Source organism: Robertkochia sediminum, from assembly GCF_016786255.1.
Lineage (GTDB): Bacteria > Bacteroidota > Bacteroidia > Flavobacteriales > Flavobacteriaceae > Robertkochia > Robertkochia sediminum.
In genome coordinates, this window is sequence record NZ_JADMKT010000067.1 from 112,740 (window position 1) to 137,861 (window position 25,122).

23 protein-coding genes are annotated in these 25,122 nt (G+C 47.7%); 10 read left to right on the plus strand and 13 right to left on the minus strand.

Annotated elements, in window-relative coordinates; genetic code table 11:
- Nucleotides 1-377: 377 nt before the first annotated feature.
- Nucleotides 378-3,398, plus strand: a complete 3,021-nt coding sequence (locus IS446_RS03430) for a S8 family serine peptidase (RefSeq protein ID WP_203058594.1) — start codon at nucleotides 378-380, stop codon at nucleotides 3,396-3,398.
- On the opposite strand, the gene IS446_RS03435 is transcribed toward IS446_RS03430, so the two are convergent.
- From IS446_RS03435 to hemA, 11 genes are all read right to left on the minus strand, one after another.
- Entirely contained in the window at nucleotides 3,399-4,112 is a 714-nt protein-coding gene (locus IS446_RS03435; protein ID WP_203058595.1) for a 3'-5' exonuclease, read from the minus strand.
- 86 nt (nucleotides 4,113-4,198) lie between these two features.
- The gene (locus IS446_RS03440) at nucleotides 4,199-4,675 is read right to left on the minus strand and encodes a methylated-DNA--[protein]-cysteine S-methyltransferase (RefSeq protein WP_203058596.1); all 477 of its coding nucleotides are present in this window, start codon (nucleotides 4,673-4,675) and stop codon (nucleotides 4,199-4,201) included.
- Nucleotides 4,650-5,759: a CNNM domain-containing protein gene (locus IS446_RS03445; protein ID WP_203058597.1), complete on the minus strand. Its 1,110-nt coding sequence runs from the start codon at nucleotides 5,757-5,759 to the stop codon at nucleotides 4,650-4,652. The genes IS446_RS03440 and IS446_RS03445 overlap by 26 nt, the downstream gene beginning before the upstream one ends.
- A 53-nt stretch (nucleotides 5,760-5,812) precedes the next feature.
- Entirely contained in the window at nucleotides 5,813-6,334 is a 522-nt protein-coding gene (locus IS446_RS03450; RefSeq protein WP_235996385.1) for a DinB family protein, read from the minus strand.
- Nucleotides 6,335-6,345: 11 nt separating this feature from the next.
- Nucleotides 6,346-7,326 carry a porphobilinogen synthase gene (hemB, locus tag IS446_RS03455; protein WP_203058598.1) on the minus strand — a complete coding sequence of 327 codons (981 nt, stop codon included), beginning with the start codon at nucleotides 7,324-7,326 and terminating at the stop codon, nucleotides 6,346-6,348.
- Nucleotides 7,327-7,344: 18 nt separating this feature from the next.
- Nucleotides 7,345-8,250 carry an oxygen-dependent coproporphyrinogen oxidase gene (gene hemF, locus IS446_RS03460; protein ID WP_203058599.1) on the minus strand — a complete coding sequence of 302 codons (906 nt, stop codon included), beginning with the start codon at nucleotides 8,248-8,250 and terminating at the stop codon, nucleotides 7,345-7,347.
- A 4-nt stretch (nucleotides 8,251-8,254) separates the two neighbouring features.
- Nucleotides 8,255-8,758, minus strand: coding sequence for a DUF6973 domain-containing protein (locus IS446_RS03465; RefSeq protein WP_203058600.1), 504 nt, complete (start codon nucleotides 8,756-8,758; stop codon nucleotides 8,255-8,257).
- Nucleotides 8,758-9,783, minus strand: coding sequence for a uroporphyrinogen decarboxylase (hemE, locus tag IS446_RS03470; RefSeq protein WP_203058601.1), 1,026 nt, complete (start codon nucleotides 9,781-9,783; stop codon nucleotides 8,758-8,760). Before hemE ends, IS446_RS03465 begins: the two co-directional genes overlap by 1 nt.
- Entirely contained in the window at nucleotides 9,780-10,466 is a 687-nt protein-coding gene (locus IS446_RS03475) for a uroporphyrinogen-III synthase (RefSeq protein WP_203058602.1), read from the minus strand. The genes hemE and IS446_RS03475 overlap by 4 nt, the downstream gene beginning before the upstream one ends.
- A 5-nt stretch (nucleotides 10,467-10,471) precedes the next feature.
- Complete coding sequence (hemC, locus tag IS446_RS03480) at nucleotides 10,472-11,392, minus strand: hydroxymethylbilane synthase (protein ID WP_203058603.1); 921 nt, start codon at nucleotides 11,390-11,392, stop codon at nucleotides 10,472-10,474.
- Nucleotides 11,389-12,642 carry a glutamyl-tRNA reductase gene (hemA, locus tag IS446_RS03485; RefSeq protein WP_203058604.1) on the minus strand — a complete coding sequence of 418 codons (1,254 nt, stop codon included), beginning with the start codon at nucleotides 12,640-12,642 and terminating at the stop codon, nucleotides 11,389-11,391. Before hemA ends, hemC begins: the two co-directional genes overlap by 4 nt.
- Before the next feature lie 210 nt (nucleotides 12,643-12,852).
- Between hemA and IS446_RS03490 the strand changes: the two genes are divergently transcribed.
- The 9 genes from IS446_RS03490 (at nucleotide 12,853) to IS446_RS03530 (ending at nucleotide 23,623) form a co-directional block, all read left to right on the plus strand.
- Nucleotides 12,853-13,740: an AraC family transcriptional regulator gene (locus IS446_RS03490; protein WP_203058605.1), complete on the plus strand. Its 888-nt coding sequence runs from the start codon at nucleotides 12,853-12,855 to the stop codon at nucleotides 13,738-13,740.
- 3 nt (nucleotides 13,741-13,743) lie between these two features.
- Nucleotides 13,744-14,490 carry a ThuA domain-containing protein gene (locus IS446_RS03495; RefSeq protein WP_203058606.1) on the plus strand — a complete coding sequence of 249 codons (747 nt, stop codon included), beginning with the start codon at nucleotides 13,744-13,746 and terminating at the stop codon, nucleotides 14,488-14,490.
- Nucleotides 14,491-14,588: 98 nt separating this feature from the next.
- Entirely contained in the window at nucleotides 14,589-15,623 is a 1,035-nt protein-coding gene (gene hemH, locus IS446_RS03500; protein WP_203058607.1) for a ferrochelatase, read from the plus strand.
- Between the two features lie 19 nt (nucleotides 15,624-15,642).
- Complete coding sequence (locus IS446_RS03505) at nucleotides 15,643-17,004, plus strand: MATE family efflux transporter (protein ID WP_203058608.1); 1,362 nt, start codon at nucleotides 15,643-15,645, stop codon at nucleotides 17,002-17,004.
- 42 nt (nucleotides 17,005-17,046) lie between these two features.
- Nucleotides 17,047-20,160, plus strand: coding sequence for a WD40/YVTN/BNR-like repeat-containing protein (locus tag IS446_RS03510; RefSeq protein WP_203058609.1), 3,114 nt, complete (start codon nucleotides 17,047-17,049; stop codon nucleotides 20,158-20,160).
- Between the two features lie 7 nt (nucleotides 20,161-20,167).
- Nucleotides 20,168-20,719 carry a CopD family protein gene (locus IS446_RS03515; RefSeq protein ID WP_203058610.1) on the plus strand — a complete coding sequence of 184 codons (552 nt, stop codon included), beginning with the start codon at nucleotides 20,168-20,170 and terminating at the stop codon, nucleotides 20,717-20,719.
- A gap of 43 nt (nucleotides 20,720-20,762) precedes the next feature.
- Nucleotides 20,763-22,229: a sensor histidine kinase gene (locus tag IS446_RS03520; RefSeq protein WP_203058611.1), complete on the plus strand. Its 1,467-nt coding sequence runs from the start codon at nucleotides 20,763-20,765 to the stop codon at nucleotides 22,227-22,229.
- Nucleotides 22,230-22,299: 70 nt separating this feature from the next.
- Complete coding sequence (locus IS446_RS03525) at nucleotides 22,300-23,076, plus strand: enoyl-CoA hydratase/isomerase family protein (RefSeq protein ID WP_203058612.1); 777 nt, start codon at nucleotides 22,300-22,302, stop codon at nucleotides 23,074-23,076.
- 7 nt (nucleotides 23,077-23,083) lie between these two features.
- Nucleotides 23,084-23,623 carry a DUF4269 domain-containing protein gene (locus IS446_RS03530; RefSeq protein WP_203058613.1) on the plus strand — a complete coding sequence of 180 codons (540 nt, stop codon included), beginning with the start codon at nucleotides 23,084-23,086 and terminating at the stop codon, nucleotides 23,621-23,623.
- Here the strand turns inward: IS446_RS03530 and IS446_RS03535 are convergent.
- Nucleotides 23,620-24,276 carry an HD domain-containing protein gene (locus tag IS446_RS03535; RefSeq protein ID WP_203058614.1) on the minus strand — a complete coding sequence of 219 codons (657 nt, stop codon included), beginning with the start codon at nucleotides 24,274-24,276 and terminating at the stop codon, nucleotides 23,620-23,622. The two genes, IS446_RS03530 and IS446_RS03535, sit on opposite strands and share 4 nt — an antisense overlap.
- Nucleotides 24,273-25,007, minus strand: a complete 735-nt coding sequence (locus IS446_RS03540) for a lysophospholipid acyltransferase family protein (protein WP_203058615.1) — start codon at nucleotides 25,005-25,007, stop codon at nucleotides 24,273-24,275. Before IS446_RS03540 ends, IS446_RS03535 begins: the two co-directional genes overlap by 4 nt.
- Nucleotides 25,008-25,122 lie beyond the last annotated feature (115 nt).

Consider the following 25,122-nt stretch of genomic DNA (forward strand, 5'->3'; position numbering starts at 1 on the left):
AAAGGTACTGAATTGTACAGTTATTACGATTCGGTAAGCATGCCATTATTGTACGGAGGTGATCGTAAGGATAGAAAGAAGTATGCTGATTATGAGCAAACTATTGCGATCATCATGGGGGTGATTTTAAGAGGGTAGATTGTTGTTATATAAGAACCGTAGGGTAAATCGGAGAAAGAGTAGACTGATGCAGTTTTATATCGATAAAGAGTATGTTTTTGCAGACCAAATACCATAATAGGGTCATTTTTACAGAGGTTGTAAGCATTAATTTAGGCGAAATCCTACCTTAAGTGTGTATTTCATCGAAAAAATCATGCATTTTACCCGATATTGTCAGGTTAATATTACATTAGTTGTGCCCTTAAATCATGAATATGAATAACCACCGGAGTAAGCTCTTGGTAATTGTATGCCTCGTTATCTGGTCTCTAGCCGGATCCCACGTTGGTTGGTCGCAGGAAGCGACTACTTCTACATACAATAAAGCTGATGTGGAGCAAATATTGCGCGGGCTGGCTGCGAAGTTTAAAAAGCGTGCCATAGCCAATAAATCAGCAGCCGTCAGAAAGGCCAATATTTACGGATGGCCCATTACCTCGACGCTTACCGGCGGTGGTTTTAGAGAATTACAAAAAGTTGGCCCGGATGGTACGCCCCTTTACAAAGAGACCTACAATGATATGGTGGTAAAAACCTCCCGGGCCGACTTTTTATCTGATGGGAATACCTTTGATTTTGGGGTAGATGGTACCTCGATGACCATTGGGATCTGGGATAGTGGTAAAGCGCTTTCAGACCACCAGGAATTTGGAGACAGGATCGTTTTTGGCGACCGTTCTCCCAGGGTAAGCGGTCATGCAACCCACGTCATGGGAACAGCCCTGGCAGCCGGGGTAGACCCAAAAGCTCAAGGGGTGGCATTTAACGCTACCGGACTTTCTTTTGATTGGAATAAGGATGAAGGTGAAGCCGCCGAACAAGCTGCTGCGGGATTGTTGATCTCGAATCACTCTTATGGCCTAAGTGGCCGTAACCTTCCCGATTGGTATTTTGGATCTTATATCTATCAGGCGCAGGACTGGGATGAGATCATGCATGCCGCACCGTATTACTTAATGGTTACAGCGGCGGGAAATACCCGACACCTCAACTATAACGATACGCCTGTGGCGGGTAGCGCAACCGATGGTTATGACCTGCTGCTAGGTTTTGCCCTGGCTAAGAACGGGATCACCGTGGCTGCTGCCGATAATGTGAATGTAGGTAGTAACGGAGAGTTGCTGGGAGCAGAGATCGCGCCATTCAGTAATTTTGGTCCTGCCGATGACGGACGTATTAAACCCGATATTACCGGGGCCGGAGTCGATGTATACTCTTCATACGACAGGGATACAGCTAATTATCGCATACTTTCGGGAACCTCAATGGCTTCTCCCGGAGTGGCTGCTTCCTTGCTGTTAATGCAACAATATCACTATGTGGCCTACGGTAATTACATGCGGGCGGCTACCCTTAAAGGATTAACCCTGCATACGGCAGATGAGGCTGGAGATCATGCCGGGCCCGATCCTAAATTTGGTTGGGGAATTCTTAATAGTAAGCGTGCAGCAGAGGTGCTGGATGCTAAAGATGTAAACAGCAAAGTCGAAGAGCTCACTCTGAGTCAGGGAGCAGAATACACCCTTGAAGTACATGCTGAAACAGGGGCTACGCTCTCGGTTTCTATAAGCTGGACCGACCCTGCCTATCCCGATAAGTTCAATGGAAAGACCAATGATGCAACCCCTGTTCTGGTTAATGATCTCGACCTGAGAGTGTATAAGGGTGGAGAGCCTTACTTACCCTGGAAATTAGAATTGAGTAACCTTGAGGCAGGAGCTGTAAAGGGTGATAATAAGGTAGATCCGTTTGAAAAGGTAGAGATCGCCCTGGCCGAAGGTGAGTATACGATCGTAGTGAGCCATAAAGGACAGCTCGTAAATACCGCCCAGGACTTTTCACTTGTAGTTACCGGAATAACCGATACGAATTGTGCCGTAGTTCCCCCGGGAAATACCCAGGCTGATACCGTTGGACAAGATAACGCCAGTATAAGCTGGGATGCAGTAGATGAAGCCTTTTATGAAGTGCGTTACAAGGCGAAAGATCAGGAGCAATGGCAAAGTGAACTGGTCGCCGATACCGGTATACAGCTTGAAAATCTTTTAGCCGATACGGAATATAGCCTTCAGGTGCGATCCCTGTGTTCGGAGATCATGGGTTCTGATTTTTCTGAGGTGTTGCTTTTTAGAACAGCAGAGGCACAGCATGAAGAGGAAACGAATACAGATCCTGTAGATCCTGAAGGTGATGGCGAAAATACGGATGGTACTACAGGAGAAACCACCGATCCCGAAGCTGGTGCCGGAGATACCGATGGAGGTGATACTACAGACGGTTCTACAGGAGAGACTACCAACCCTGATGCGGGTACCGGCGATACAGGAAATGGCGATGCCACAGGAGACGGGACCGGAGAAACAGGAGGTACTCCCGGAGGAGATAATACTACGGACGGTTCTGCAGGAGAGACTACCAACCCTGATGCGGGTACCGGAGATACTGGGAATGGCGATGCCACAGGAGACGGTACCGGAGAAACAGGAGGTACTCCTGGAGGTGATACTACAGACGGTTCTACGGGTGAAACCACCGACCCTGATGCAGGAACCGGAGATACGGGTAACGGAGACACCACAGGAGATGGTACCGGAGATACGGGTAATGGAGGCACCACAGGAGATGGCACCGGAGATACTACCGGAGGCGATACTACAGACGGTTCTACGGGTGAAACCACCGATCCTGAAGCTGGAACCGGAGATACGAGTAATGGAGACACCACAGGAGACGAAGCGGGTGATACCACCAATCCCGATTCAGGTGCCAACGATTCGGGAACTGGAGATCATACTACCGGCGGTAGCGAGAATGCCGGAAACGACAGTAATCCTGATGCAGGAACCGCAGATGATAATGTAAGCGGTCCGAATACCGACGATAACCTTGGTCAGCTACCGGATTACCCGGATCCGGCGGGGCCTCCGTTTCTTGAGGTTCCCGGTGATAAGGTTTCCGGAAGTGGTCTCGACGACCCGTATGGTGATACTGCGAACGATACCCTGAACGAAGATGAAGAGCCGCAACTGGCCTGGACGCCCGATGGTAATCATGTAGTGGTAGTGGGTAATAAAGATCGTCTTGGTGACTACTATGTTGTAGACCTCATGGGACGGGTATTGCTCACAGGCCCTGATGCCTCAAAACCTATTCCTGTAGATGGGTTCAGTAAAGGCTTTTACGTGCTTGCCTTTGAGGTTAACGGGGAGTATAAGGCGAAGAAATTCGCCAAGTGATCAAACGTGTTTGATGGCGTCTTCCTCAAGTAATTCATCGCCGCGGAGTTTGAGAATGACCTGGGCTACGGCTATCACATCCTTTTCGCAATAGGTCACGATACGGTCTATATCATTTTCTTCCCAATACACCTTACCTACCATACTGCCGTCTATATCGTCCTTGGGCGAGGGGATGCCTAACACATGGGTGAGCAGTTTCAGGGAAGTGTAATGTTTAAAGTCGCCAAACTTCCATAGTTCCATGGTATCCAGATGCGGAATTTCCCAGGGTTTCTTTCCAAAGAGGTTGAGCTTTTCCGGAAGCGTGATCCCGTGAATAAGCATGCGTCTGGCGATATACGGAAAATCGAACTCCTTGGCATTATGCCCACATAAGATCTTTTGCGGGCCGTAATAATGGGTCTCCAGCAGGTTCTTGAAATCCCGTAGCAGGGCGTCTTCTTCTCCAAAGAAAGAGGTGGTTCGGAACTGGCGTTCTCCTTTGACCAAAGCAAAATACCCCACAGAGATGCATACGATCTTCCCGAATTCGGCCCAAATTCCGGCCCGTTCGTAAAAGTCTTCCGGCGATTGGTCTTCCTTGCGCTGGTACCGTGATTTATGATCCCATAAGGTCTGCTTTTCGGGAGCCAGGGACCCGAAGTCCGGGGTTTCAGGAACGGTTTCTATATCTAAGAACAGGATGTTGTCAAGGGCGATCTTATGAAGCATGTTTAATGGGTTATTTTGGGTTGGTTCCGGGTTGCCTTTTCGAACGACTCCATCCCGGCTATATGCTAAATATAGACATATTCGTATTAAAAAAGCGACTGTTGTTTTGCTGGTTGTTCGTGTTCGAGCAGCCATTTTTTGCGCCATAATCCCCCTGCGTATCCCGTTAGCGAGCCATCACTGCCTATTACGCGGTGGCAGGGGATAATGATCCATAGCGGATTCCTGCCATTGGCTGCAGCTACAGCCCTGATCGCCTTGGGATCGCCTAATTGCCTGGAGAGGTCCATGTAAGAAGTGGTCTTCCCATAAGGGATGTCCTGCAGAGCGGCCCAGACCTTTTTTTGAAATGGGGTGCCTACCGGGTCCAGTGCCAGGGCAAAGGTTTGGCGTTTGCCTTCGAAGTATTCGGTGATCTGATCGGCCGCCTCCCGAAGCACTTCCGGTATCGGAGTGTTCTCCCGGGATGCAGCGGTGAGTTTAAAGGATCTTAAACCATGGTGGTTTCCCTCCAGGATGGCAGCTCCCAGTGGGGTGTTAATTACTGCCTGTAGTGTTTTCATCCTGATCGTCGTAGCTTTCCAGTATGCCCATACGTTCTGCGCGGATCTGCCAGTTACGGCGAGCTAATAGCTGTAGATCTTCTACGTTGTCACTCTCATCTACGATCTCCAGGCCGAGAAGGGTCTCAATGATATCTTCCATGGTAACGAGTCCGCCGATCGAACCGTATTCATCAACGACCAGGGCAATATGGTCTTTGTTGGCGATAAATTTTTCGAAGAGTTTCGGGATGGGCATGTTTCGCTTGGTGAGCAGGATCTCTCTTTTTAGTGTAGCTAATGGTTCTGAGCCACCGGCATTGATCATTTCTTCTAATACCTGGTCTTTGAGTACAAACCCGGTAATATTGTCCGGCTTATCCTTGTAGATGGGGATCCTTGAGAAACGGAGTTTCGGATTTTCTTCAAAGAATTCTTTTATGGTTTGATCTTCAGAAGCGGTCTTCATTACCGTTCTGGGCGTCATCACATCTTTTGCTTCGATCTGGTTAAAGCGCACCAGGTTCTTGATCACCTTGGATTCAGATTCTTCAAAAACCCCTTCCTCATGGGCGATGTCGGCCATGGCGGTGAAGTCTTCCCGCTGAAAAACTGACGTATGAACGCCTTTGCCACCGATGAGTTTGGTGGTGAGTTGCATGAACCAAAGTATCCCGGTGTATTTCAAGGGAAGTATGAGTATGGTGAGGGCCTTAGAGGTAAAGTTGGCCAGTTCCTTCCAGTAGGTAGCTCCCAGGGTCTTGGGTATGATCTCAGAAACCACAAGGATGAGAAAGGTCATTACGGCAGAAACAACTCCTACGATATTAACCCCCCAGATATCGATCTTATAAGGGAGTTTTTCGGCTTCCACCCCAACCAGGATGGCTCCAACGGTGTGTGCAATAGTATTAAGGGTGAGGATAGCGATCAAGGGTTGATCTACATCCTTCTTGAGTTTTTCAAGGGTGTTGGCATAGGCTTTTCCTTCCTTTTTAAGCACATTAATATAGGTGGGGGTGATGCTTAAGAACACTGCCTCCAAAATGGAACATAGAAAGGAGAAGAAGATGGAAAGCAGGGCATAAAGAATGAGTATGGTCATTATTGTGATAGTTGCTTTCCTGCTAATTTACTAATAAAATCGCGATTAGCTACTTACCATCCGCTATAACGTGGCGGGGTTAAGTCCATTAAATTTAAATACACCACCAGTTGTCCGCGATGATGGGTTACGTGATCGTGAAGGAGGTTCAGGATCTGCAGTCTGCTTTTAGGGCCCGCGAAGAATTTGACTTCTTCACTCAGGCTCGTCATATCTGTTTGGTTTACCAGGTCGTGAACAACCGTGAAGGCTTGCTCCAGAGCTTTCGAAAGGTCTTCTTTTCCGGCATTTTCGGCAAGAGCAGGATGGGTGTTGGTGCTGTCATCGCCAAAATAGGTATGCCCCAGCCAGAGCATGTTCATGCGAATATGTGCCAGCTGTTCTCTCACCGACATTTGTCTCGGGGTGGGTTTGTAATCCAATGAATCGGCCGGGATACTATCGACCATGGCCAAAAGGTAATTCTTCGAATTTTCCCATTTCTCCAGGAAAGCCCCTTTGGGTTCGTTTTGTTGTGCGAGCATACCGTTGTAATTAAAGGCCAGGATCAGGATAAGTACAAGAGTTCTTTTCAAGAGGGTGGTGTTTAGGTGTTCTGAAGTATTTTGGCAATGTCTTTGGCAAAGTAGGTTGCGATGATATCGCCACCTGCCCTTCTAATGGCCATAGTTTGCTCCATCATAACGGCATCGTGATCAAGCCATCCCTTTTCGGCTGCTGCCTTGAGCATGGCGTATTCTCCACTTACCTGGTATACAGCTACAGGTACATCTACGGCATCTTTGATCTCCCTTACAATATCGAGGTAGCATAGTCCCGGTTTTACCATCACGATATCTGCGCCCTCTTCGATGTCCATAATGGTTTCCTTAATAGCTTCTATACGGTTGGCAGGGTCCATCTGATAGGTTTTCTTATCTCCAAATCCCGGAGCCGAATCTAAGGCATCGCGAAAGGGACCGTAAAATGCCGAGGCGTATTTGGCGCTATAGCTCATGATCCCGGTATCGGTAAATCCTTCTTGCTCGAGTGCCGATCTCATGGCCAGGATGCGACCGTCCATCATATCACTTGGAGCTACCATATCGGCTCCTGCTTTAGCATGACTCACAGCCATTTGGGCGAGCACTTCTACGGTAGGATCGTTGAGAATGAGTCCGTTCTCTACAATACCATCATGGCCGTAAGACGAGTATGGGTCCAGGGCTACGTCGGTAAGTACGTGCATCTCGGGTTGTATGTTCTTTACGGTTTTCACCGCTCGCTGCATGAGTCCGTCGGGATTCAGGGCTTCCGTACCCTTATTGTCCTTCAGATTATCCGGTACCTTTACGAATAGCAGGACAGACCGGATTCCTAATTGGTATAAGGATCTGATCTCTCCTTCAAGCAGGTCCAGGCTATAGCGGTAATAGCCGGGCATGGATGCGATCTCTTCCTTTACCTGTTTTCCTTCAACAATGAACAAAGGTGCCATGAGGTGTTCCGGGTGCAGGGAGGTTTCCCTGACCATGTCTCTGATGGCTGTGTTAGTACGTAATCGTCTGTTTCTGCGTAACGGATACATGATGATGTAATTTATGATTTAAGATACCCAGTTTACCGGGTTTTTCAATACGTTCAGTAATTTTTCTTCTTCAGAACCTTCCGCCGGATGGTGGTCGTATACCCATTGCACATGAGGAGGCAGACTCATCAGGATACTTTCGATACGGCCATTGGTCTTTAATCCGAAGAGGGTTCCCTTATCGTGAACCAGGTTAAATTCCACATAGCGGCCTCTGCGAATTTCCTGCCATTCTCTATGTTCCGGGGTGTATGCTAGGTCTTTACGCTTATTTACGATCGGCGTATAGGCTTCAAGGAAGCTATTGCCTACTTCTGTAACAAAAGCGTACCATTCTTCCATGGTCATGTCTTCATTAGCCCGGCAGTAATCAAAGAATAATCCGCCTATACCCCTCGCTTCATTCCTGTGTGAATTGTAAAAATACGCATCGCATTTGGTCTTGAACTCAGGGTAGAAGTCGGGATGGTGTTTGTCGCATGCATTTTTACAGGTTTGATGAAAATGCGTGGCATCCTCCTCGAACAGGTAATAAGGAGTAAGGTCTTGTCCGCCACCAAACCAGGAATCGATCACCGTACCGTCTTTATCGTACATTTCGAAATACCTCCAGTTGGCGTGTACGGTGGGAACGAACGGATTCTTAGGGTGTATCACCAGGCTGAGTCCGCATGCGAAGAAGTCAACCTCCCCCACATTAAAGTATTTCTGCATGGCAGGAGGCAGTGGTCCGTGAACAGCCGAAATGTTGACCCCGCCTTTTTCAAAAACGTTACCGTTCTCGATCACGCGGGTACGTCCGCCGCCACCACCCTCGCGTTTCCAGAGGTCTTGCTGAAAAACAGCTTTTCCGTCAATGGCTTCAAGGCTGGCGGTAATGGTGTCTTGTAGTTGTTCTATGTAACTGTAAAACTTGTGCTTCATCTTCTTATTCGGTAATGTAGACCAGGTGGTCGTTTAAGGTTTTAAGGTCCTCTGTTGCCCGGATCTTTACTGCCTGGTCCAGCAAAGGTAATAAGGCTTGTGTTATTTGCTCGGGATCAGGGCTTTGGTTTTTAAATTGATGGCTGTAAAGTTCCCTTCCGATCCTATTGTTGTGAAGATCCATGGCTCTTGGTAAAGGCGGATTAGGGGAGAGCTCATCTTCATGCCAACAGGTGAGGTCCTCTGCCCATTTAGCTGCCTCTTCAATGGTCTTTACCACACCGGAGGCAGAGCTCATAAGGAGCATATTCCAGAGGGCGTGCCTAAAGGCATTGGTTTTGTTGTTCTTGTGGTGTGCCGTTCCAAAAAGCCTGTTGCAGACACCTATGCACCTAAGGGTAGCCGGGATGGCAGTGCTAAAAAGTAAGGGGTGCCTGGTAAATAACCGGGCGGCCCCTTTTATTTTTCGCCCATTCAGATCGCGCAGCAACTGCAGGACTTGCTTCATTAATTGGCATATTCTTTAACGGCTTCGATAAACGCCTTGGCGTGGTCTACCGGAACCGTTGGTAAAATACCATGCCCCAGGTTCACCACGTATTTGTCTTTTCCGAAACGGTCGATCATCTCATGTACCATTTTCTTGAGTTCCGGGATCGGCGTGAACAAGCGCGATGGATCAAAATTTCCCTGTAAGGTGACATTACCACCGGTAAGTTTTCTTGCGATCTCCGGAGAGCAGGTCCAATCTACACCAAGGGCACTTGCCTTACTCTGTGCCATGGTGTCGAGTGCGAACCAGCATCCTTTTCCGAATACGATCACCTCGGTAAGTGGCGAAAGGGCTTCAACGATCTGGTTGATATAAGGCCATGAGAAGGTTTGATAATCTTCAGGAGAAAGCATTCCGCCCCATGAATCGAATACCTGCACGGCGTTTACCCCGTGTCTTACCTTTTCTTTGAGGTAGGCAATGGTCGTGTCTGTTATTTTTTGGAGGAGTTGGTGGGCTGCTTCGGGTTGTGAGAAGCAAAAACTCTTCGCGGTGTCAAAACTCTTTGAGCCTTTACCTTCTACAGCATAACATAGAATGGTCCATGGCGATCCGGCAAATCCAATAAGTGGCACCTCGTCGTTGAGCATTTCTTTGGTGAGCTTGATAGCATCCATAACATAGCCCAGGGTTTCATCGATCTCGGGAACGATCACTTGCGCTACATCGGCTGCACTGCGAATAGGTTGCGGCACCCATGGTCCAACGCCCGGTTTCATTTCCACATCAATATTCATGGCTTGTGGTATGACCAGGATATCAGAGAACAGGATAGCAGCATCGGGCTTTACGATCCTGATAGGTTGTACCGTGATCTCGGCCGCCAGTTCAGGAGTACGGCAGCGGGTGAAGAAATCGTATTTTTCTTTCAATACCATAAACTCCGGAAGATAGCGTCCGGCCTGGCGCATCATCCATACCGGTGGTCTGGATACTTCTTCTCCTTTCAGGGCTCTCAAAAACAGATCGTTCTTTATCATATGCTTGTTTCTCTATTATGGGCGTTAATGCTTTTAAAATATTTTACCGTTTCCAGGATGAGGTGTTCAGCAGAAGGCTGCTTTGCTGTAACAACGGTTTTGGTGTGTGCCTCCAGGGCCTGGGCCGTTGTGGGGCCAATGCTGAAACACACGGTTTCTTTAAATGAATTTTCCCGGCTGAAGGCGTCTACAGCACTGGGACTAAAAAAAAGGATGCCATCATAATTTCCCGGCACCCTATGGCTTTCGGGCAGGGTTTTGTATACTTCGATCTCCTTTAACGGTGTGTTATTGGCTTTCAAATGCTCAGGTAGTTCGTCTCTCCTGGAGCGAGTGCCCAGAAAGTAGAATTCTTCTCCCTGATAAGCATCTGTAATTTTTTCGGCCAGTGCACCTGCATTGTCGGCGGTGATCTCCACCTTGTAACCTGCCGAGCTTAATGTCGTGGCCGTTTTTTGACCTACGCAAAAAACCGCGTCGATGCGCAGTTGTTTGTTTGCGATAGCTTTTGCCGCGTTATTGCTGGTAATGATCGCCCTTGCTATGCTGTCCGGAGCTGTAAAAGGTACCTGCTCTGTTTTAATAAAGGGGATCTCGGTCAGGGCAAATCCGGCCGCCAGTAACCGCTCCCTTTGAGGTTCAGTTAATGTCCTGGTGCTTAATATCCGGATGTTCGAAGCCATGACGATTATTTGCTCAGTTTTTTCTTGATCTTTTTCATGATGGCCTCTCCGCCATTGGCGAGTGCTTCGCGGGCGCAAATGGCACCCAGGCCATCGAGGTTTTCGATTAGGATCCTTTTCTCGACTTCAACCTTCTGTTTTCCGTCAAGCGAATGGAGCACCCCTATAAAATTGAGGTAATCGACATCGATAGTGGCCAGGGCTCCGATAGGTGCGGTACAACCACCCTCAAGGGTTCGTAAAAAGTCTCTTTCGATACTTACGCAAAGATCGGTCTCGTAATGGTTGAGTTTGGCGATGGCCTTAAGTAGTTCCTTGTCTTTTTCAAGGGCGGCGATCATCATGGCGCCTTGAGCAGGTGCAGGGATCATCCAGTCGAGTGCTACCGCATTCTCAGGTTTAAGATCGATACGCTCGAGGCCTGCAGCGGCAAAGATAGCTCCATCCCAATCGTTATCCTGTAATTTCTGCATGCGGCTGTTTACATTCCCTCTGAGTTCGGAAACCTTGTGTTTAGGATAGCGACTCAGCCATTGAGCCTTACGCCGGAGACTACCCGTGGCAATATGCGCTTTTTTCTTGTCGGGAAAATCGGCTCCGTCCTTCATGACCATAAGGTCTGAAGTATTGGCGCGTTTCAGGACCGCAGCTTTAACAATGCCTTTGGGGAGCATGGTTGGAACATCTTTCATGCTGTGCACGGCAATGTCGATCTCCTCCTTGAGGAGCGCTACGTCAAGTGTTTTGGTAAAAATACCGGTAATACCCAACTCGTATAGGGGCTTGTCAAGGACCAGATCGCCGGTACTCTTTACAGGTACTAATTGGGTTTTGTGGCCCAGAGCTTCCAGTTGTGCCTGTACATTTTTGGCCTGCCACATTGCCAGTTCGCTGTCGCGGGTACCAATTCGAATTACTTTCGTCATTTAGAAGTCTCTAATTGAAATACTTTCTTGATAAGTTCAATGCTGTCATCAGAAGAGTTCGGACTCTCCCTTAGGTGGTTGGCAAAATGTGTGGTGATCTTTTGTATGATGCGATCGCTGAGGATCTCGGCGTGTTCGTCGTTGAAATCCTTGATCTTTTTTCGCTGATTATCGATCTCGGCCTCTTTGATCGACTTGAGCTTTTTCTTCAGGGCCTTGATGGTGGGGGCAAATTTCCTGGTCTCCAGCCATTTTTTGAAATCGCCTTCTACCTCGTTAATGATCCCTTCGGCCATAGGTACGAACTTTTCGCGACGCTTTAGGGTATCGGCGGTCATCTTGGAGAGCTGGTCGATATGTACCAGGGTCACATTGCTCAGTTCGTTAACGTTTTCATCGACATTACTTGGTACCGAAAGGTCAAGTATGAGCAGGGGTTTGGAGGTGTGTATGAGTTCTTTAGATACCGTTGGGTGTTGCGCACCTGTGGCAACAACCAGCACGTCTGCCTTGCGTATCTCTTCTTGTAGCTGACCAAATTCCTTAACGATAAGGTTGAATTTCCCGGCGATCTTTTCTGCCTTATCGCGGGTTCTGTTGATCAGAACAATATGGTCATTAGTGGTGTGTTTTACCAGGTTTTCACAGGTATTCCTTCCGATCTTACCTGTTCCGAAAAGCAAAATATTCTTTTCAGAGATGTTAGGAACTTTGGAGAGGATGTATTGTACAGAGGCAAAAGCAACAGAGGTCGCACCGGAAGAAAGTTCGGTCTCGTTCTTAATACGCTTGCTGGCCTGGATCACCGAATTGCATAAACGCTCCAGGAACGGATTGGCCATGCCCTCTTCTCTCGAGGCTACAAAACTCTGACGTATCTGACTAATAATTTCAAAATCGCCAAGGATCTGGCTGTCGAGTCCGGTTCCAACACGAAACATATGGTTTATTGCTTCGTAGTTCTTGTAGACATAACCCACGCTCTGGAATTCTTCAACGGTACCGTTCGTATTCCCGCAAAGAAGCTGGATAAGCTGGAAGGGGTGCTGCGCAAAACCGAACAACTCGGTACGGTTACAAGTGGAGGTTACCATAATTCCGTCAATACCAGACGATTTGGCCTGACGCAACAAATTGGTTCTTCCGTCATCGTTGAGGCTGAATCGACCACGCATATGTACGTCGGCCTTCTTATAACTCAATCCTACAACGTAAAAAGAACTATGTTTAGAGATGTTATATGCTTTCATTCAGTTAGTTCCGAAGTGAAATGCAAAAATAGGATGCATCCCTTTAAAAAAATAACGCTCAAAGAACTTTTTATAACGCTATAAGTGATTTGTCTTTTTTTTGAGCGATATTCTCCGTAATTGCCTTATTTTTGAGGTGTTAACAAGGTTTTACACCCTTACTGTTTAGAATAGTTCTAAATAAAATAACGCAAAACACCACTCGCGAACATGGAAAAAAATATCGCTGTAAGTACGCCGGGAGAAGTACACTTTGAAGATGGGTTTATGCTCATTATTACCCGTAATGATTCTGATTCTTTCGCAGAGTTTTCAAGAGATGTCGACCGGACCTTCATTCAGTTTCACTTTTGCCTGAAGGGAGAGGGGAGCTTTCTGTTTAACCAGGGCAGCTATGCCATGAGCCTGAAAGAAGACGATTCCCTCTTGCTCTACAATCCGCAGCGGGACCTTCCCATACATCTGGACCTTACGGCCAAGACCTGGGTGGTTTCTGTGTTGATCTCGATAAAGCAGTTTCATTCGCTCTTTTCAATGGAGGCCGGCTTTATCCCTTTTCTGAGCGAGGAGAACCTGGACAAGAAATACTACAATACCGCTCCCATTAATCCGGCCATGGCCGTGGTGTTGAGCCAGATCATTAATTACAACCTTCACCCTTCAGTGCGCAAGCTGTATCTTAAGGGTAAGGCCTACGAATTGTTGGGGTTATACCTGAACAAGCCTGAGGATGCCGATACCGAGCAGTGTCCGTTCCTGGTAGATGAAGATAATGTGCTAAAGATCAAGCGGGCTAAGGATATTATTATTTCCAGGATGACCGATCCGCCCGGACTGCAGGAGTTGTCTGAGGAGATCGGACTGAATATGAAAAAGCTCAAGGAAGGCTTCAAGCAGATCTACGGTGATTCGGTGTACAGTTTTCTTTTCGATTATAAGATGGAGGTGGCCCGAAAAATGCTCGAAAGCGGCGATCACAATGTGAATGAAGTTGGTCTGAAGGTAGGTTACAGTACCTCAAGTCACTTTATTGCTGCCTTTAAAAAGAAATACGGTACGACTCCTAAACGCTATCTAACGTCTTTAAATATAGGTTAAGCGATGAAAGCATGGATCGCAGTTTTGGTCTTTTATTTATTCGCCTGCGCGGGCGATGAAGCTACCGTGCCTGCCGGGGATCATAGCGGGGAACGCGTTCTGGTGTTCACCAAAACAGAAGGCTATCGCCACGGTTCGATCTCAGATGGAGTTTCACTTATTAGGAGGTTAGGCCGTAAGAACGGATTTGCGGTTGATCGTACCGAGAACGCGGCCGATTTTAATGAAGACGAGCTCAGTAAGTACGATCTGGTGATCTTTTTATCGACTACGGGCGATGTGCTAAATCAAGTACAGGAAAAGGCCTTTGAAAATTATATAGAAAATGGCGGCAACTTTATGGGGATCCATGCTGCCGTAGACACCGAGTACGACTGGCCCTGGTATGGTGCCCTGGTGGGTGCTTACTTCAGGTCGCACCCTAAGGTGCAACCCGCAAAGCTACGTATTGTTGACAACACCCATCCGGCAACCTCCTTTTTGCCCGATCCATGGGAGCGTACAGACGAATGGTATGACCTTAAAGACCTGAAAGACGACCTGCGTATTCTGATCACCCTTGATGAAGATTCGTATCAGGGCGGTCGCATGGGCGACTTCCACCCTTTTGCGTGGTGTCGCGAATTTGGTGACTCCAGAAGCTTTTACACCGCCGGCGGACATACAGGGGGCGCATATAAAGAGCCATTCTTCGAAAAGCATATTTTAGAAGGTATACTTTGGTGTCTCGGGCGTAGCCAGATCGATTAGGTATTGGTTTAAGCTATCGGACTATTTGGATTTTGATCTGCCTGCTGGGGGAGAGACCGTCATTTAATTATAACTTTGCGTAAAAAATATTACTGACTATGAAAGGAGTTTTGCTGGTAAATCTTGGATCGCCGGATTCTACAGATCCTAAAGATGTTAAACGCTATCTCGATGAATTCCTTATGGATGAAAGGGTGATCGATGTCCCGAAATGGCTGAGAACCTTTCTCGTGAGGGGAATTATCCTGAATACCCGCCCGAAAAAATCGGCCGAAGCCTATTCAAAGATCTGGTGGGACGAAGGGTCCCCGCTAATTGTCTTATCTGAACGGCTGCGTAAAAAGGTCGATGACCTGACCTCTGTTCCGGTGGTTATGGCCATGCGTTATGGCAATCCGTCGATCAAAGCAGGATTGCAGGAACTCCATGATCAGGGCGTTACCGAGGTGCTGTTATTGCCGCTGTATCCGCAGTTCGCCATGGCAACTACAGAAACCATTTTGGTATTGGCAGAAGAGCTCCGGAAGAAGCACTTCCCGGAGATGCGTTTTACCAATGTGCCGGCATTCTACAGCCACGACGATTATATACGCGTACTGTCGGAGTCTATAAAAAGACATCTCGAAGATAAGGATTGGGAGCATATTCTGTTCTCTTACCACGGGGTGCCGGAGCGCCATATTAAAAAATCGGATATTACCCGATCGCATTGTAAGATCGACGGACAGTGCTGTAAGTCGCCCTCGCCGGCACATCAATTCTGTTATCGTCATCAGTGCTATGAAACCACACGGAAAGTGGCCGAATACCTGGAGCTTAAAGAAGATCAATACTCTACCTCCTTCCAGTCGCGCTTAGGGTTCGATCCGTGGCTGCAGCCTTTTACCGATAAGACCGTAAACGGTTTTGCAGATAAGGGCATGAAGAAACTCGCCGTGGTTACCCCCGCATTTATTTCTGATTGTCTGGAAACCCTCGAAGAGATCGGAATGGAGGCCAATGAGGAGTTCAAAGAACACGGAGGGGAAGAATTTCACCTTATTCCCTGCCTCAACGATAATGAAGACTGGGTGAAGGTGGTTGCACGATGGGTCGACGAGTGGGCGCATCAGCCACAGGTGCAACACAGTTAATCTATTAGATATGTAACGCATGGCAAGGGTCTCTTCTGAAGATATGGGCACACAGTCCATTGGAAGCCTGTTGGTAAAACAGGCTGTTCCTGCATCTATAGGGATCCTTGTGATGTCTTTGAACATTTTGGTCGATACCATTTTTGTAGGGAACTGGATCGGTTCGGTAGCTATCGCAGCGATCAATGTGGTGCTCCCGGTATCTTTCTTTATCGCAGCTCTTGGTATGGCTATCGGGATAGGTGGGGCTTCCATTATTTCCCGGGCACTGGGAAGTGGTCAGAAGGGTAAGGCCCTGCATACCTTCGGCAATCAGATCGTACTTACCTTATTGCTCACCATAAGCCTTGTCGCGGTAGGTATCACCTGGGCCGATGAGATCATTCCGAGCTTTGGAGGTAAAGGCGCTATTTTTGACCCTGCCCGTATCTATTATCTCGTGGTGCTCTACGGGGTGCCTTTTCTCGCCCTGTGTATGATGGGGAACAGCGTGATCAGAGCTGAAGGGAAACCTCGGTTCGGCATGATCGCCATGATCATCCCTTCCATTGGAAATCTGGTTTTGGATTACCTCCTTATCAAGGGGTTCGATCTCGGGATGGCAGGAGCGGCCTGGGCTACAACCGGATCCTACCTGCTCTGCTTTGCCTATATTTTATGGTTCTTTCTTTCTGCCAATTCTGAACTAAAGATCGGCTGGAGACATTTTAATCCTAACCTGGAGGTGCTTAAAGAGATCGGATCCCTGGGCGGAGTTACGCTGGCACGGCAAGCCGTGGTTAGTGTAACCTACCTTGTGGTGAATAATATCTTATTCGATCTGGGGGGAGAATCTTCCATTACGGTTTATGCCATCGTAGGCCGTATGCTCATGTTCGCCCTGTTTCCGGTATTAGGGATCACTCAGGGATTTCTGCCTATTGCAGGATATAATTACGGTGCCCATAAATACGAAAGGGTCAAAGAGTCGATCAAGACAGCCATTAAATATGCTGCCTTGCTTGGGTTCGTGGTTTTTGCCCTTATCATGGCCTTTCCCGAACAGATCACCAGGGTGTTTACCGATAATGAAGAAGTGCTCAGGGAGGCACCCGATGCGATGAGGTGGGTATTTGCCGCCACTCCTGTAGTTGTGGTTCAGCTCATTGGCTCGGCTTATTTTCAGGCCATCGGAAAAGCAACGCCGGCCTTCTTTCTTACCCTTACCCGCCAGGGATTCTTTTTTATTCCGCTGGTGCTCATCCTGCCTGGATTTCTCGGCGAGTTGGGGGTGTGGATCTCCTTTTCTGTAGCCGATCTTTTGTCAACTATTGTCACGGCATTCTTCTTAGATAGAGAAGTTCGTATGAATTTAGTACGAAATAGCAACGATTCGCAATAAATTCATAAATTCATAACCTAATTTTTTAACCAACTAATTAAGATGCGAGATCTCACATGCCTGAGGGTAACCCTCCTGTTATGCTTATTGTTTGCCTTTGCTCCTGCAGAGGCTCAGAAAAATAAAACAGAATATCCGGAATCGCTTTACGGTTCGTTAGAATACCGGTTGTTAGGTCCGTTTCGCGGTGGGCGTTCTGCTGCCGTGACCGGAGTTCCGGGAAAACCCAACCTCTATTATTTCGGAGCCACCGGTGGTGGGGTTTGGAAAACTGAAGATGGCGGTCGTGTATGGGAGAATATTTCTGACGGTTATTTTGGCGGAAGTATTGGGGCCATTGCTGTTGCTAACAGCGATCACAATGTGATCTATGTGGGTGGTGGTGAACAAACCGTACGTGGTAATGTTTCATCGGGTTACGGAATGTTCAAGAGTGTAGATGCCGGAAAGACCTGGGAGGCTAGCGGTCTTGAAAAGAGCAGGCATATCCCCAGGATCGTCATACATCCTGAAAACCCTGAGGTGGTTTATGCGGCAGTGCTTGGAAATATTTATAAGCCTACGCAAGAGCGCGGGGTGTATAAGAGTACTGATGGCGGTAAGACCTGGAGAAAGACGCTTTTTGCCAACGATATGGCCGGAGCGGTCGAGTTGGTAATGGATCCGAATAATCCACGTATCATGTATGCGTCTACCTGGCGCCTGCAGCGTACGCCTTACAGTCTGAGTAGTGGTGGAGAGGGCTCTGCCCTTTGGAAAAGTACCGATTCCGGGGAAACCTGGAAGCAGATCTCCGGGAACAAGGGTTTTGCAAAAGGAACTCTTGGTATTATTGGGATGGCCGTATCTCCGGTAAATTCAGACCGTGTTTGGGCTATAGTTGAGAATAAAGATAAGGGTGGGGTGTACCGTTCAGAAGACGGAGGTGCTACCTGGAATTATATAAACGACAGTCGTGCGTTGCGCCAAAGAGCGTGGTACTATACCAGGATCTATGCCGATCCTAACGATGAAGATGTAGTTTATGTGATGAACGTGTCTTACCACAAGTCAAAGGACGGAGGAAAGACCTTTAGTTCGAGTAATGCACCACACGGTGATCACCACGATCTTTGGATCGCTCCGGAAGATTCTCGACGTATGATCATTGGTGATGATGGTGGCGCCCAGGTGAGTTACGATGGTGGTGACACCTGGAGCACGTATCACAACCAGCCTACAGCACAATTCTACAGGGTAACGACAGACAATCATTTTCCTTATCGTATCTACGCGGCCCAGCAGGATAACAGTACCATCAGGATCGCTCACCGCTCTGATGGAGGAGGGATTACCGAAGACGATTGGGAGGCTACAGCCGGAGGCGAATCTGCGCATATTGCCGTAGACCCTGAGAATAACGACATTGTTTATGGGGGTAGCTACGGAGGTTTTCTTACCCGTGTAAATCATAAAGCCGGAACCGTAAGGGCGATCAATGTATGGCCCGATAATCCGATGGGTCATGGTGCTGAAGGGATGAAGTATCGTTTTCAATGGAACTTCCCGATCATTTTCTCTAAGCATAATCCCGATAAGCTCTATACCTTCTCTAACCATGTGCACGTGAGTGAAAATGAAGGACAGAGTTGGGAGGTGGTGAGTCCGGACCTCACTCGAAACGATCCCGAAAAACTCAAATCTTCAGGAGGGCCTATCACCCAGGATAACACCGGGGTGGAGTATTACTGTACGATCTTTGCTGCCAATGAGAGTCCGCTAAAAGAAGGATTGCTTTGGGTAGGTAGTGACGACGGATTAGTACATATTACCCGTGATGGTGGAAAAACCTGGGATAATGTTACGCCAAAGCAGGCGCCAGAATGGTTGATGATCAACAGCATTGAGCCATCGCCCTTCGATGAAGGCACATGTTATGTGGCAGGAACACTTTATAAGGAAGGTGACTTCCGTCCATACCTATACAAGACCACCAATTACGGTAAGAGTTGGGAGACCATTACCGACGGTATTAACGAAGAGCATTTTACCAGGGTGTTGCGTGCAGATCCTAAGCGCAAAGGCCTGCTCTATGCCGGTACCGAAACAGGAATGTATATTTCCTTCAACGACGGTAAGTCATGGGCTCCTTTTCAGCTTAACCTGCCGGTAGTGCCTGTTACCGACCTGGCGATCAAGGAAGATAACCTGATCGTGGCAACCCAGGGACGTAGTCTTTGGATCATCGACGATCTAACCGTACTGCATCAGTTAGATGACGATGTGGCTTCGGGCGATTTCACCTTGTTTAAGCCACGCAATAGCTATCGTACCTCCGGAAGAGGAGGGAGGCCTTCGGCAACCCAGGGCACCAACCTTCCTAATGGGGTGATCACGCATTTTTACCTGAAAGACTTCCAGGCAGAAAAGGATTCAGTGGCCCTTACTTACATGGATAAGGCCGGAGATACTATAAAGACCTATGCCACCTACGATAGTAAGAATAAATTAAACAACCTGAAAAAGGGTGGAAATACCTTTGTATGGAATACCCGTTACGATGGGGCAGAGCGTCTCAAAGGTATGATCCTTTGGTGGGCGAGTCTCAGCGGAGCAAAAGCGGTTCCGGGCGCTTATAAGGTAGTACTTAATGTAAATGGCGAGGAGCAGTCGCAGGATTTTGAGATCCTTCCTGATCCTCGTGCTGAGGTTACCGTGGCCCAAATGCAGGAGCAATTTGATTTTGTTGCCGACGTGAATGCTACCGTAGATGGGGCGCATAAAGCCATTAAGAAGATCCGCGGTATTAACGGGCAGCTCGATGCTTTCGTAAAAAGGTACAAGGATCGCGAGGAGGTAGCAGACCTGGTAGAAAAGGCCGAGGCCATGAAGGAGAAGCTGGAAGGTGTTGAAAAGGCATTGTACCAGACCAAGAACAGAAGTAATCAGGATCCCCTGAATTTCCCGATAAAGCTTACCAATAAGCTGGCCCACCTGAACAGTCTGGTGACTATGGGCGATTTTCCTCCAACCGCCCAGGACAAGGCCGTAAAGGAAGAGCTCACCACGCAGATCAAGGCAGAATTAGAGAAGTTTAATGCCGTTGTTGACGAGGAAATAGATACCTTTAACCAAGCGTTTAACGCTAAAAAATTAGAGTATCTGGATCTTAATTAATTTTTCGATGACCGAATCGTATAATTACATAAAAGCCCTGCACATCATCTTTGTGACCACTTGGTTTGCAGGGCTTTTTTATATTCCGAGGCTATTCATGTACCAGATCGAGGCATGGCATAAACCATCGCCCGATAAAGAGATATTGGGCAAACAACTGGCGCTAATGACCAAGCGATTATGGTATATCATTACCTGGCCTTCGGCAGTGCTTGCGACCATATTTGGCGTATGGATGCTCATCCTCTTTCCTTCATGGCTTACCCAGGGATGGATGCTGGTAAAGATCGGTTTTGTCGTTTTGCTCTATCTCTACCATGGTAAATGCCATCAAATGTTCAAGCAACTGCAGGTAAATGACGTTCGCTATTCTACCGGATTTATGCGTATTTGGAATGAAGGAGCTACCATTATTCTATTTTCTGTGGTCTTCCTTGTTGTGCTTAAAAGCACCATTAACTGGGTGTTCGGTGTTGTGGGTATTATTGGTCTGGGCATCTTGCTCATGCTGGGTATCAGGCTCTACAAACGCATCCGACAGCGCAATCCCGAAGCCTGATTGGTGCGGTTATTGCTGTTCTTAACCTCAAAACAGGTCGTTGGTGTATAAAAAGCTTTCACTTAGATCCCGAATATTTTTAACTACCATTCTTTTGGTGGTCATCGCCTCTATCTTTTTTGCGGGACTTACCATCTACCAGTACCGGGAGCAGAATAAAGACTACCATAGAAATCGCCTCGAGCGTAAAGAGGAGCAGCTAAAAACGCATATCGATTATGTGCTTTTTAATACCACCTATGAGGTCAAAACAGAGAATCTCCAGTATATCTTTAAGGACGAGATCTATGTGCTCTCAGATATTCAAAACCTTCCTTTTAATATCTATGACCTGGAAGGTAACCTGATCAAAAGTTCTAAGCCGTTCAGTGAAGACGATTATGAGTATATGCGTATTCCTTCGGAAGTGCTGCAGAAACTAAGTGAAAGTCCCGGTGAGAATCAGAATCTGGGAAAGCGGTATGTGGAGCGTAAAATGGCTGCCGGAGAACGCTATCAGACCTCCTATAGTTATATTTTAGACAAACGTTTTAAGCCTATCGGGATCCTGAATATCCCGTATTTTGAAGACAATACCTTTAGCGACTCCGAATTAAAGGAGTTCTTGTTGCGACAAGGGTTGGGAATACTTATCGTACTGGCATTGGCCGTGTTTTTAGCCTACCTGATCTCGAGTTATATCACCCGTTCGCTAAAGACCATCGGGAAAAAGCTCGATGAGTTCAGGCTCAGTGAGAGAAATGAAAAGATCATATTGGATGACCCCAGCGAAGAGATCGGAGCCTTGGTAGATGCCTATAACAGTATGGTCGAGGACCTGGACGAAAGTGCCGCCCTTCTTGCTAAAAGCGAGCGGGAACAGGCATGGCAGGAAATGGCGCGACAGGTAGCCCATGAGATCAAGAATCCCCTTACACCCATGCGGTTGAGTGTGCAGAGTTTTCAGCGCCGTTTTGATCCTGCCGATCCCGAGGCCGGGGAAAAGCTCTCCCAGTTTTCAGATACCCTTATCCAACAGATCGATACCCTAAGCAATATCGCCTCAGCCTTTAGTGATTTTGCCAGTATGCCTGCCCAGCAAAAAGAAACGCTTAATGTCGTGAAGGTGGTGCGACTGGCGCTGGATATCTTTAATGAAGATTATATCACCTTTGTAAGCAATGAAGAAGAAGTGATCGCTAAATTAGACCGCACCCAATTGATTCGCGTGGTGACCAACCTGGTAAAAAATGCGGTGCAGTCTATTCCCGAAGGTCGTGCACCCAAGGTGGTGGTTACCGTTTATTCTGAAGGGGATCAGGTGAAGATCTCGGTGGCCGATAACGGACTAGGGATCTCAGAGGAGAATGGCGATAAGATCTTTGAGCCTAAATTTACGACCAAGACCAGCGGAATGGGACTCGGATTGGGAATGGTGAAAAATATTGTGGAAACCTACCGGGGAAGTATTAACTTTACGTCTGTACCCCAAAAAGGATCGGTGTTTACCGTTAGCTTCCCCAAAGTCTGATCCGATCTCCGGCCTTTAAATGCTTGGCAATTTATAAGTATTCAACACCAACCTAAAATCATTAATGAGTATGGATTTTGTAAATATTCTATCCGAAAAAGAAGGGAACATGGCTGTTATCACGATTAACAGGCCTAACAAGCTCAATGCCCTGAATCGGGAAACGATCACAGAATTGCATCGTGCCTTTGACGAACTGGATAAGGACAAAGAGGTGCAGGTGATCATTGTGACCGGTTCCGGACCCAAGGCTTTTGTGGCTGGTGCCGATATCTCTGAATTTGCGGATTTCTCTATAAAAGAAGGTTCTATTCTGGCTGCCAGGGGGCAGGAATTGTTGTTCGACTTCGTAGAACAATTAACCACCCCGGTGATCGCTGCAATCAATGGTTTCGCTCTTGGTGGAGGCCTGGAGCTTGCTATGGCGTGCCATTTCAGGGTGGCCAGTGATAACGCGCGAATGGGGCTTCCGGAAGTTACCCTTGGGCTTATTCCGGGTTATGGAGGTACACAGCGCCTTCCACAACTGGTAGGTAAGGGCAGAGCCCTGGAAATGATCATGACCGGTGAAATGATCGGTGTCGAAAAGGCACATCTTTACGGGTTGGTAAACCATATCGTGGCCCAGGAAGAGCTTCTGTCTTACTGCAAGCAAATAGGGGAGAAGATCGCTAAAAATTCGCCTAAGGCCATAGCTACGGCTATCAATGCAGTAAATGCCGGTTTTTCGAGAAGTGGATATCGTTCCGAGATCGAAGGATTCGGAGCCTCCTTTGGCACAGCCGATTTTAAGGAAGGTACTTCGGCCTTCCTCGAAAAGCGAAAGCCGAATTTTAAAGGAGAGTGATCCTGATATGAATTTCATGAATATCGACTACCTGAAAAACGGCAGTTCGACACAGATAAATGTATTTAAGGCGTTGCGGGAACTTCAGGTTCCCGGGCGCCTTTCTCATTTTAGCCCCGTCCTCGCAGGAACATTTCCCCTTGGCCTGAACATTAAGGGAAGTGACCTCGATATTCTTTGCGAAGTCTACGACAGCGATCGGTTTATTTCCCGTATACAGGCGGCATATGGCGGACAGAAAGGGTTTTATATTACGGTGAAAGCCCTGGGTGGAATTCCGGCGATCATCGGGCGGTTTGAATATTCCGGATTTCCCGTAGAGGTCTTCGGGCAGCCTAAACCGGTAACCGATCAGCACGCGTTCTTACACCTGCAGGTAGAATACCAATTACTGCAAGACCGTTTGAGAAACAAGGAGGCAGAACTCAGATCACTAAAGCGCCGGGGCTGGTCTACGGAGGAAGCTTTTGCCGCATTGCTGGAGTTAAAGGGAGATCCTTACAAAGCTCTCATTGCGTTAGGTGATCAAATGGGCTTATTCACTTAACGCTTACCTTCCCACTCTTCATAGAATTGTTCAAGAAAGTCTTTCATGAACTGGTGGCGTTGTTGCGCCAGGCTTTTGCCGGTCTTGGTGTTCATGCGATCCTTTAGTAAGAGTAGTTTTTCGTAAAAATGATTGATGGTCGGAGCCTCGCTCTTTTTGTATTCCTCCTTGCTCATATTGAGTTTTGGAGGTATTTCCGGATCGTAAAGCGGTCTGTTCTTAAATCCGCCGTAATTAAACGTTCTGGCGATACCAATGGCTCCGATAGCATCCAGTCGGTCGGCGTCCTGAACGATATCCAATTCCAGGGAGCTGAATTTTTGATCGAAGTTACCGCCCTTAAAAGAGATGTTCTCAATGATCTTTACGACGTGGTCCGTGACCTTGTTATCTACCCCTAGTTCGGTCAGGAAGCCACGCGCCATTTCCGGCCCTACCGATTCGTCGCCATCGTGAAATTTAGAATCGGCGATATCGTGCAGTAAGGCCCCCAGCCCTACCACTAGCGGGTCTGCAGATGGCTCGTCCTTAGCGATGAAAAGGGAACTTTTAAAAACCCTTTCGGTGTGAAACCAGTCGTGGCCGCCTTCTGCGTTGGTGAGTGCCGATTTTACAAAGGTGATGGTCTTTTCGATGATCTCGCTGTTCGTCATGGTTTGATTCCGGAATTAATGGTTTGTTCGATCTGGTCTATCAGTGCGTCTGTATTGGTGCTGTTCACGATCACCGGTTGGTGCACATCAAAGGTGATGCATTCGCCTATGCCCATGGGCATATTGCCGTATTTCATGGTTTTCCATGAATTATTGATGGTGATCGGGATCACCTGTGCTTCCGGCATTTCTTTGAAGAGGGTACGCAGGCCGGATCTGCGGAAGGGTTTCATTTCTCCCGTTTTACTGCGTGTCCCCTCAGGAAAGATCACCACAGAGCGATTGTGGGTGTTAGCATAGGCTGCGATCTTCTTGATCTCTTTGATCGCCTGGTCGCCATTGCGCCGATCGATAAGTACAGAGCCGCCGTGTCGCAGGTTAAAGGAAATGCTGGGTATGCCCTTGCCCAGTTCTTTTTTACTGATGAATTTCGGGTGGCACTTTCTCATATACCAGATGATCGGGGGAATATCGTACATGCTCTGGTGGTTCGCTACTATGATCGAAGGGCGTTCGTTAGTGCAGGGGTATGGGTTGTTAAAGTTCACCCTGTTTCCAAGGAGTAATAAACAACGTGTGAGTCCCAGGTTGAGGTAGTCTACACTATTTTTGTGCGCCTGATAACCAAGGAGGTTAAAGCATAGCCATTGAATGGGATGGAATACCAACAATAGTAAACCAAAGGCGAGGTAATAGATAATGGTTAGAGGGTAGGCAAGTAATTTACGCATGTTCGTCACTGTGATTGGGGGAGAAAAATACTTCAATTTAACTGCTTCGGCAAATGACCGCTTTTGTTTTTTATACCTGTCGTATCCGGGGATCTGCTATGGATGGATTGCTCGA

Bases quoted from the DNA above. Each gene is read 5' to 3' on its own strand.
- IS446_RS03430 (WP_203058594.1), top strand. From the start codon at position 378: ATGAATAACCACCGGAGTAAGCTCTTGGTAATTGTATGCCTCGTTATC.
- IS446_RS03435 (WP_203058595.1), bottom strand. From the start codon at position 4,112: ATGCTTCATAAGATCGCCCTTGACAACATCCTGTTCTTAGATATAGAA.
- IS446_RS03440 (WP_203058596.1), bottom strand. From the start codon at position 4,675: ATGAAAACACTACAGGCAGTAATTAACACCCCACTGGGAGCTGCCATC.
- IS446_RS03445 (WP_203058597.1), bottom strand. From the start codon at position 5,759: ATGACCATACTCATTCTTTATGCCCTGCTTTCCATCTTCTTCTCCTTT.
- hemB (WP_203058598.1), bottom strand. From the start codon at position 7,326: ATGTATCCGTTACGCAGAAACAGACGATTACGTACTAACACAGCCATC.
- hemF (WP_203058599.1), bottom strand. From the start codon at position 8,250: ATGAAGCACAAGTTTTACAGTTACATAGAACAACTACAAGACACCATT.
- IS446_RS03465 (WP_203058600.1), bottom strand. From the start codon at position 8,758: ATGAAGCAAGTCCTGCAGTTGCTGCGCGATCTGAATGGGCGAAAAATA.
- hemE (WP_203058601.1), bottom strand. From the start codon at position 9,783: ATGATAAAGAACGATCTGTTTTTGAGAGCCCTGAAAGGAGAAGAAGTA.
- IS446_RS03475 (WP_203058602.1), bottom strand. From the start codon at position 10,466: ATGGCTTCGAACATCCGGATATTAAGCACCAGGACATTAACTGAACCT.
- hemC (WP_203058603.1), bottom strand. From the start codon at position 11,392: ATGACGAAAGTAATTCGAATTGGTACCCGCGACAGCGAACTGGCAATG.
- hemA (WP_203058604.1), bottom strand. From the start codon at position 12,642: ATGAAAGCATATAACATCTCTAAACATAGTTCTTTTTACGTTGTAGGA.
- IS446_RS03490 (WP_203058605.1), top strand. From the start codon at position 12,853: ATGGAAAAAAATATCGCTGTAAGTACGCCGGGAGAAGTACACTTTGAA.
- IS446_RS03495 (WP_203058606.1), top strand. From the start codon at position 13,744: ATGAAAGCATGGATCGCAGTTTTGGTCTTTTATTTATTCGCCTGCGCG.
- hemH (WP_203058607.1), top strand. From the start codon at position 14,589: ATGAAAGGAGTTTTGCTGGTAAATCTTGGATCGCCGGATTCTACAGAT.
- IS446_RS03505 (WP_203058608.1), top strand. From the start codon at position 15,643: ATGGCAAGGGTCTCTTCTGAAGATATGGGCACACAGTCCATTGGAAGC.
- IS446_RS03510 (WP_203058609.1), top strand. From the start codon at position 17,047: ATGCGAGATCTCACATGCCTGAGGGTAACCCTCCTGTTATGCTTATTG.
- IS446_RS03515 (WP_203058610.1), top strand. From the start codon at position 20,168: ATGACCGAATCGTATAATTACATAAAAGCCCTGCACATCATCTTTGTG.
- IS446_RS03525 (WP_203058612.1), top strand. From the start codon at position 22,300: ATGGATTTTGTAAATATTCTATCCGAAAAAGAAGGGAACATGGCTGTT.
- IS446_RS03530 (WP_203058613.1), top strand. From the start codon at position 23,084: ATGAATTTCATGAATATCGACTACCTGAAAAACGGCAGTTCGACACAG.
- IS446_RS03535 (WP_203058614.1), bottom strand. From the start codon at position 24,276: ATGACGAACAGCGAGATCATCGAAAAGACCATCACCTTTGTAAAATCG.
- IS446_RS03540 (WP_203058615.1), bottom strand. From the start codon at position 25,007: ATGCGTAAATTACTTGCCTACCCTCTAACCATTATCTATTACCTCGCC.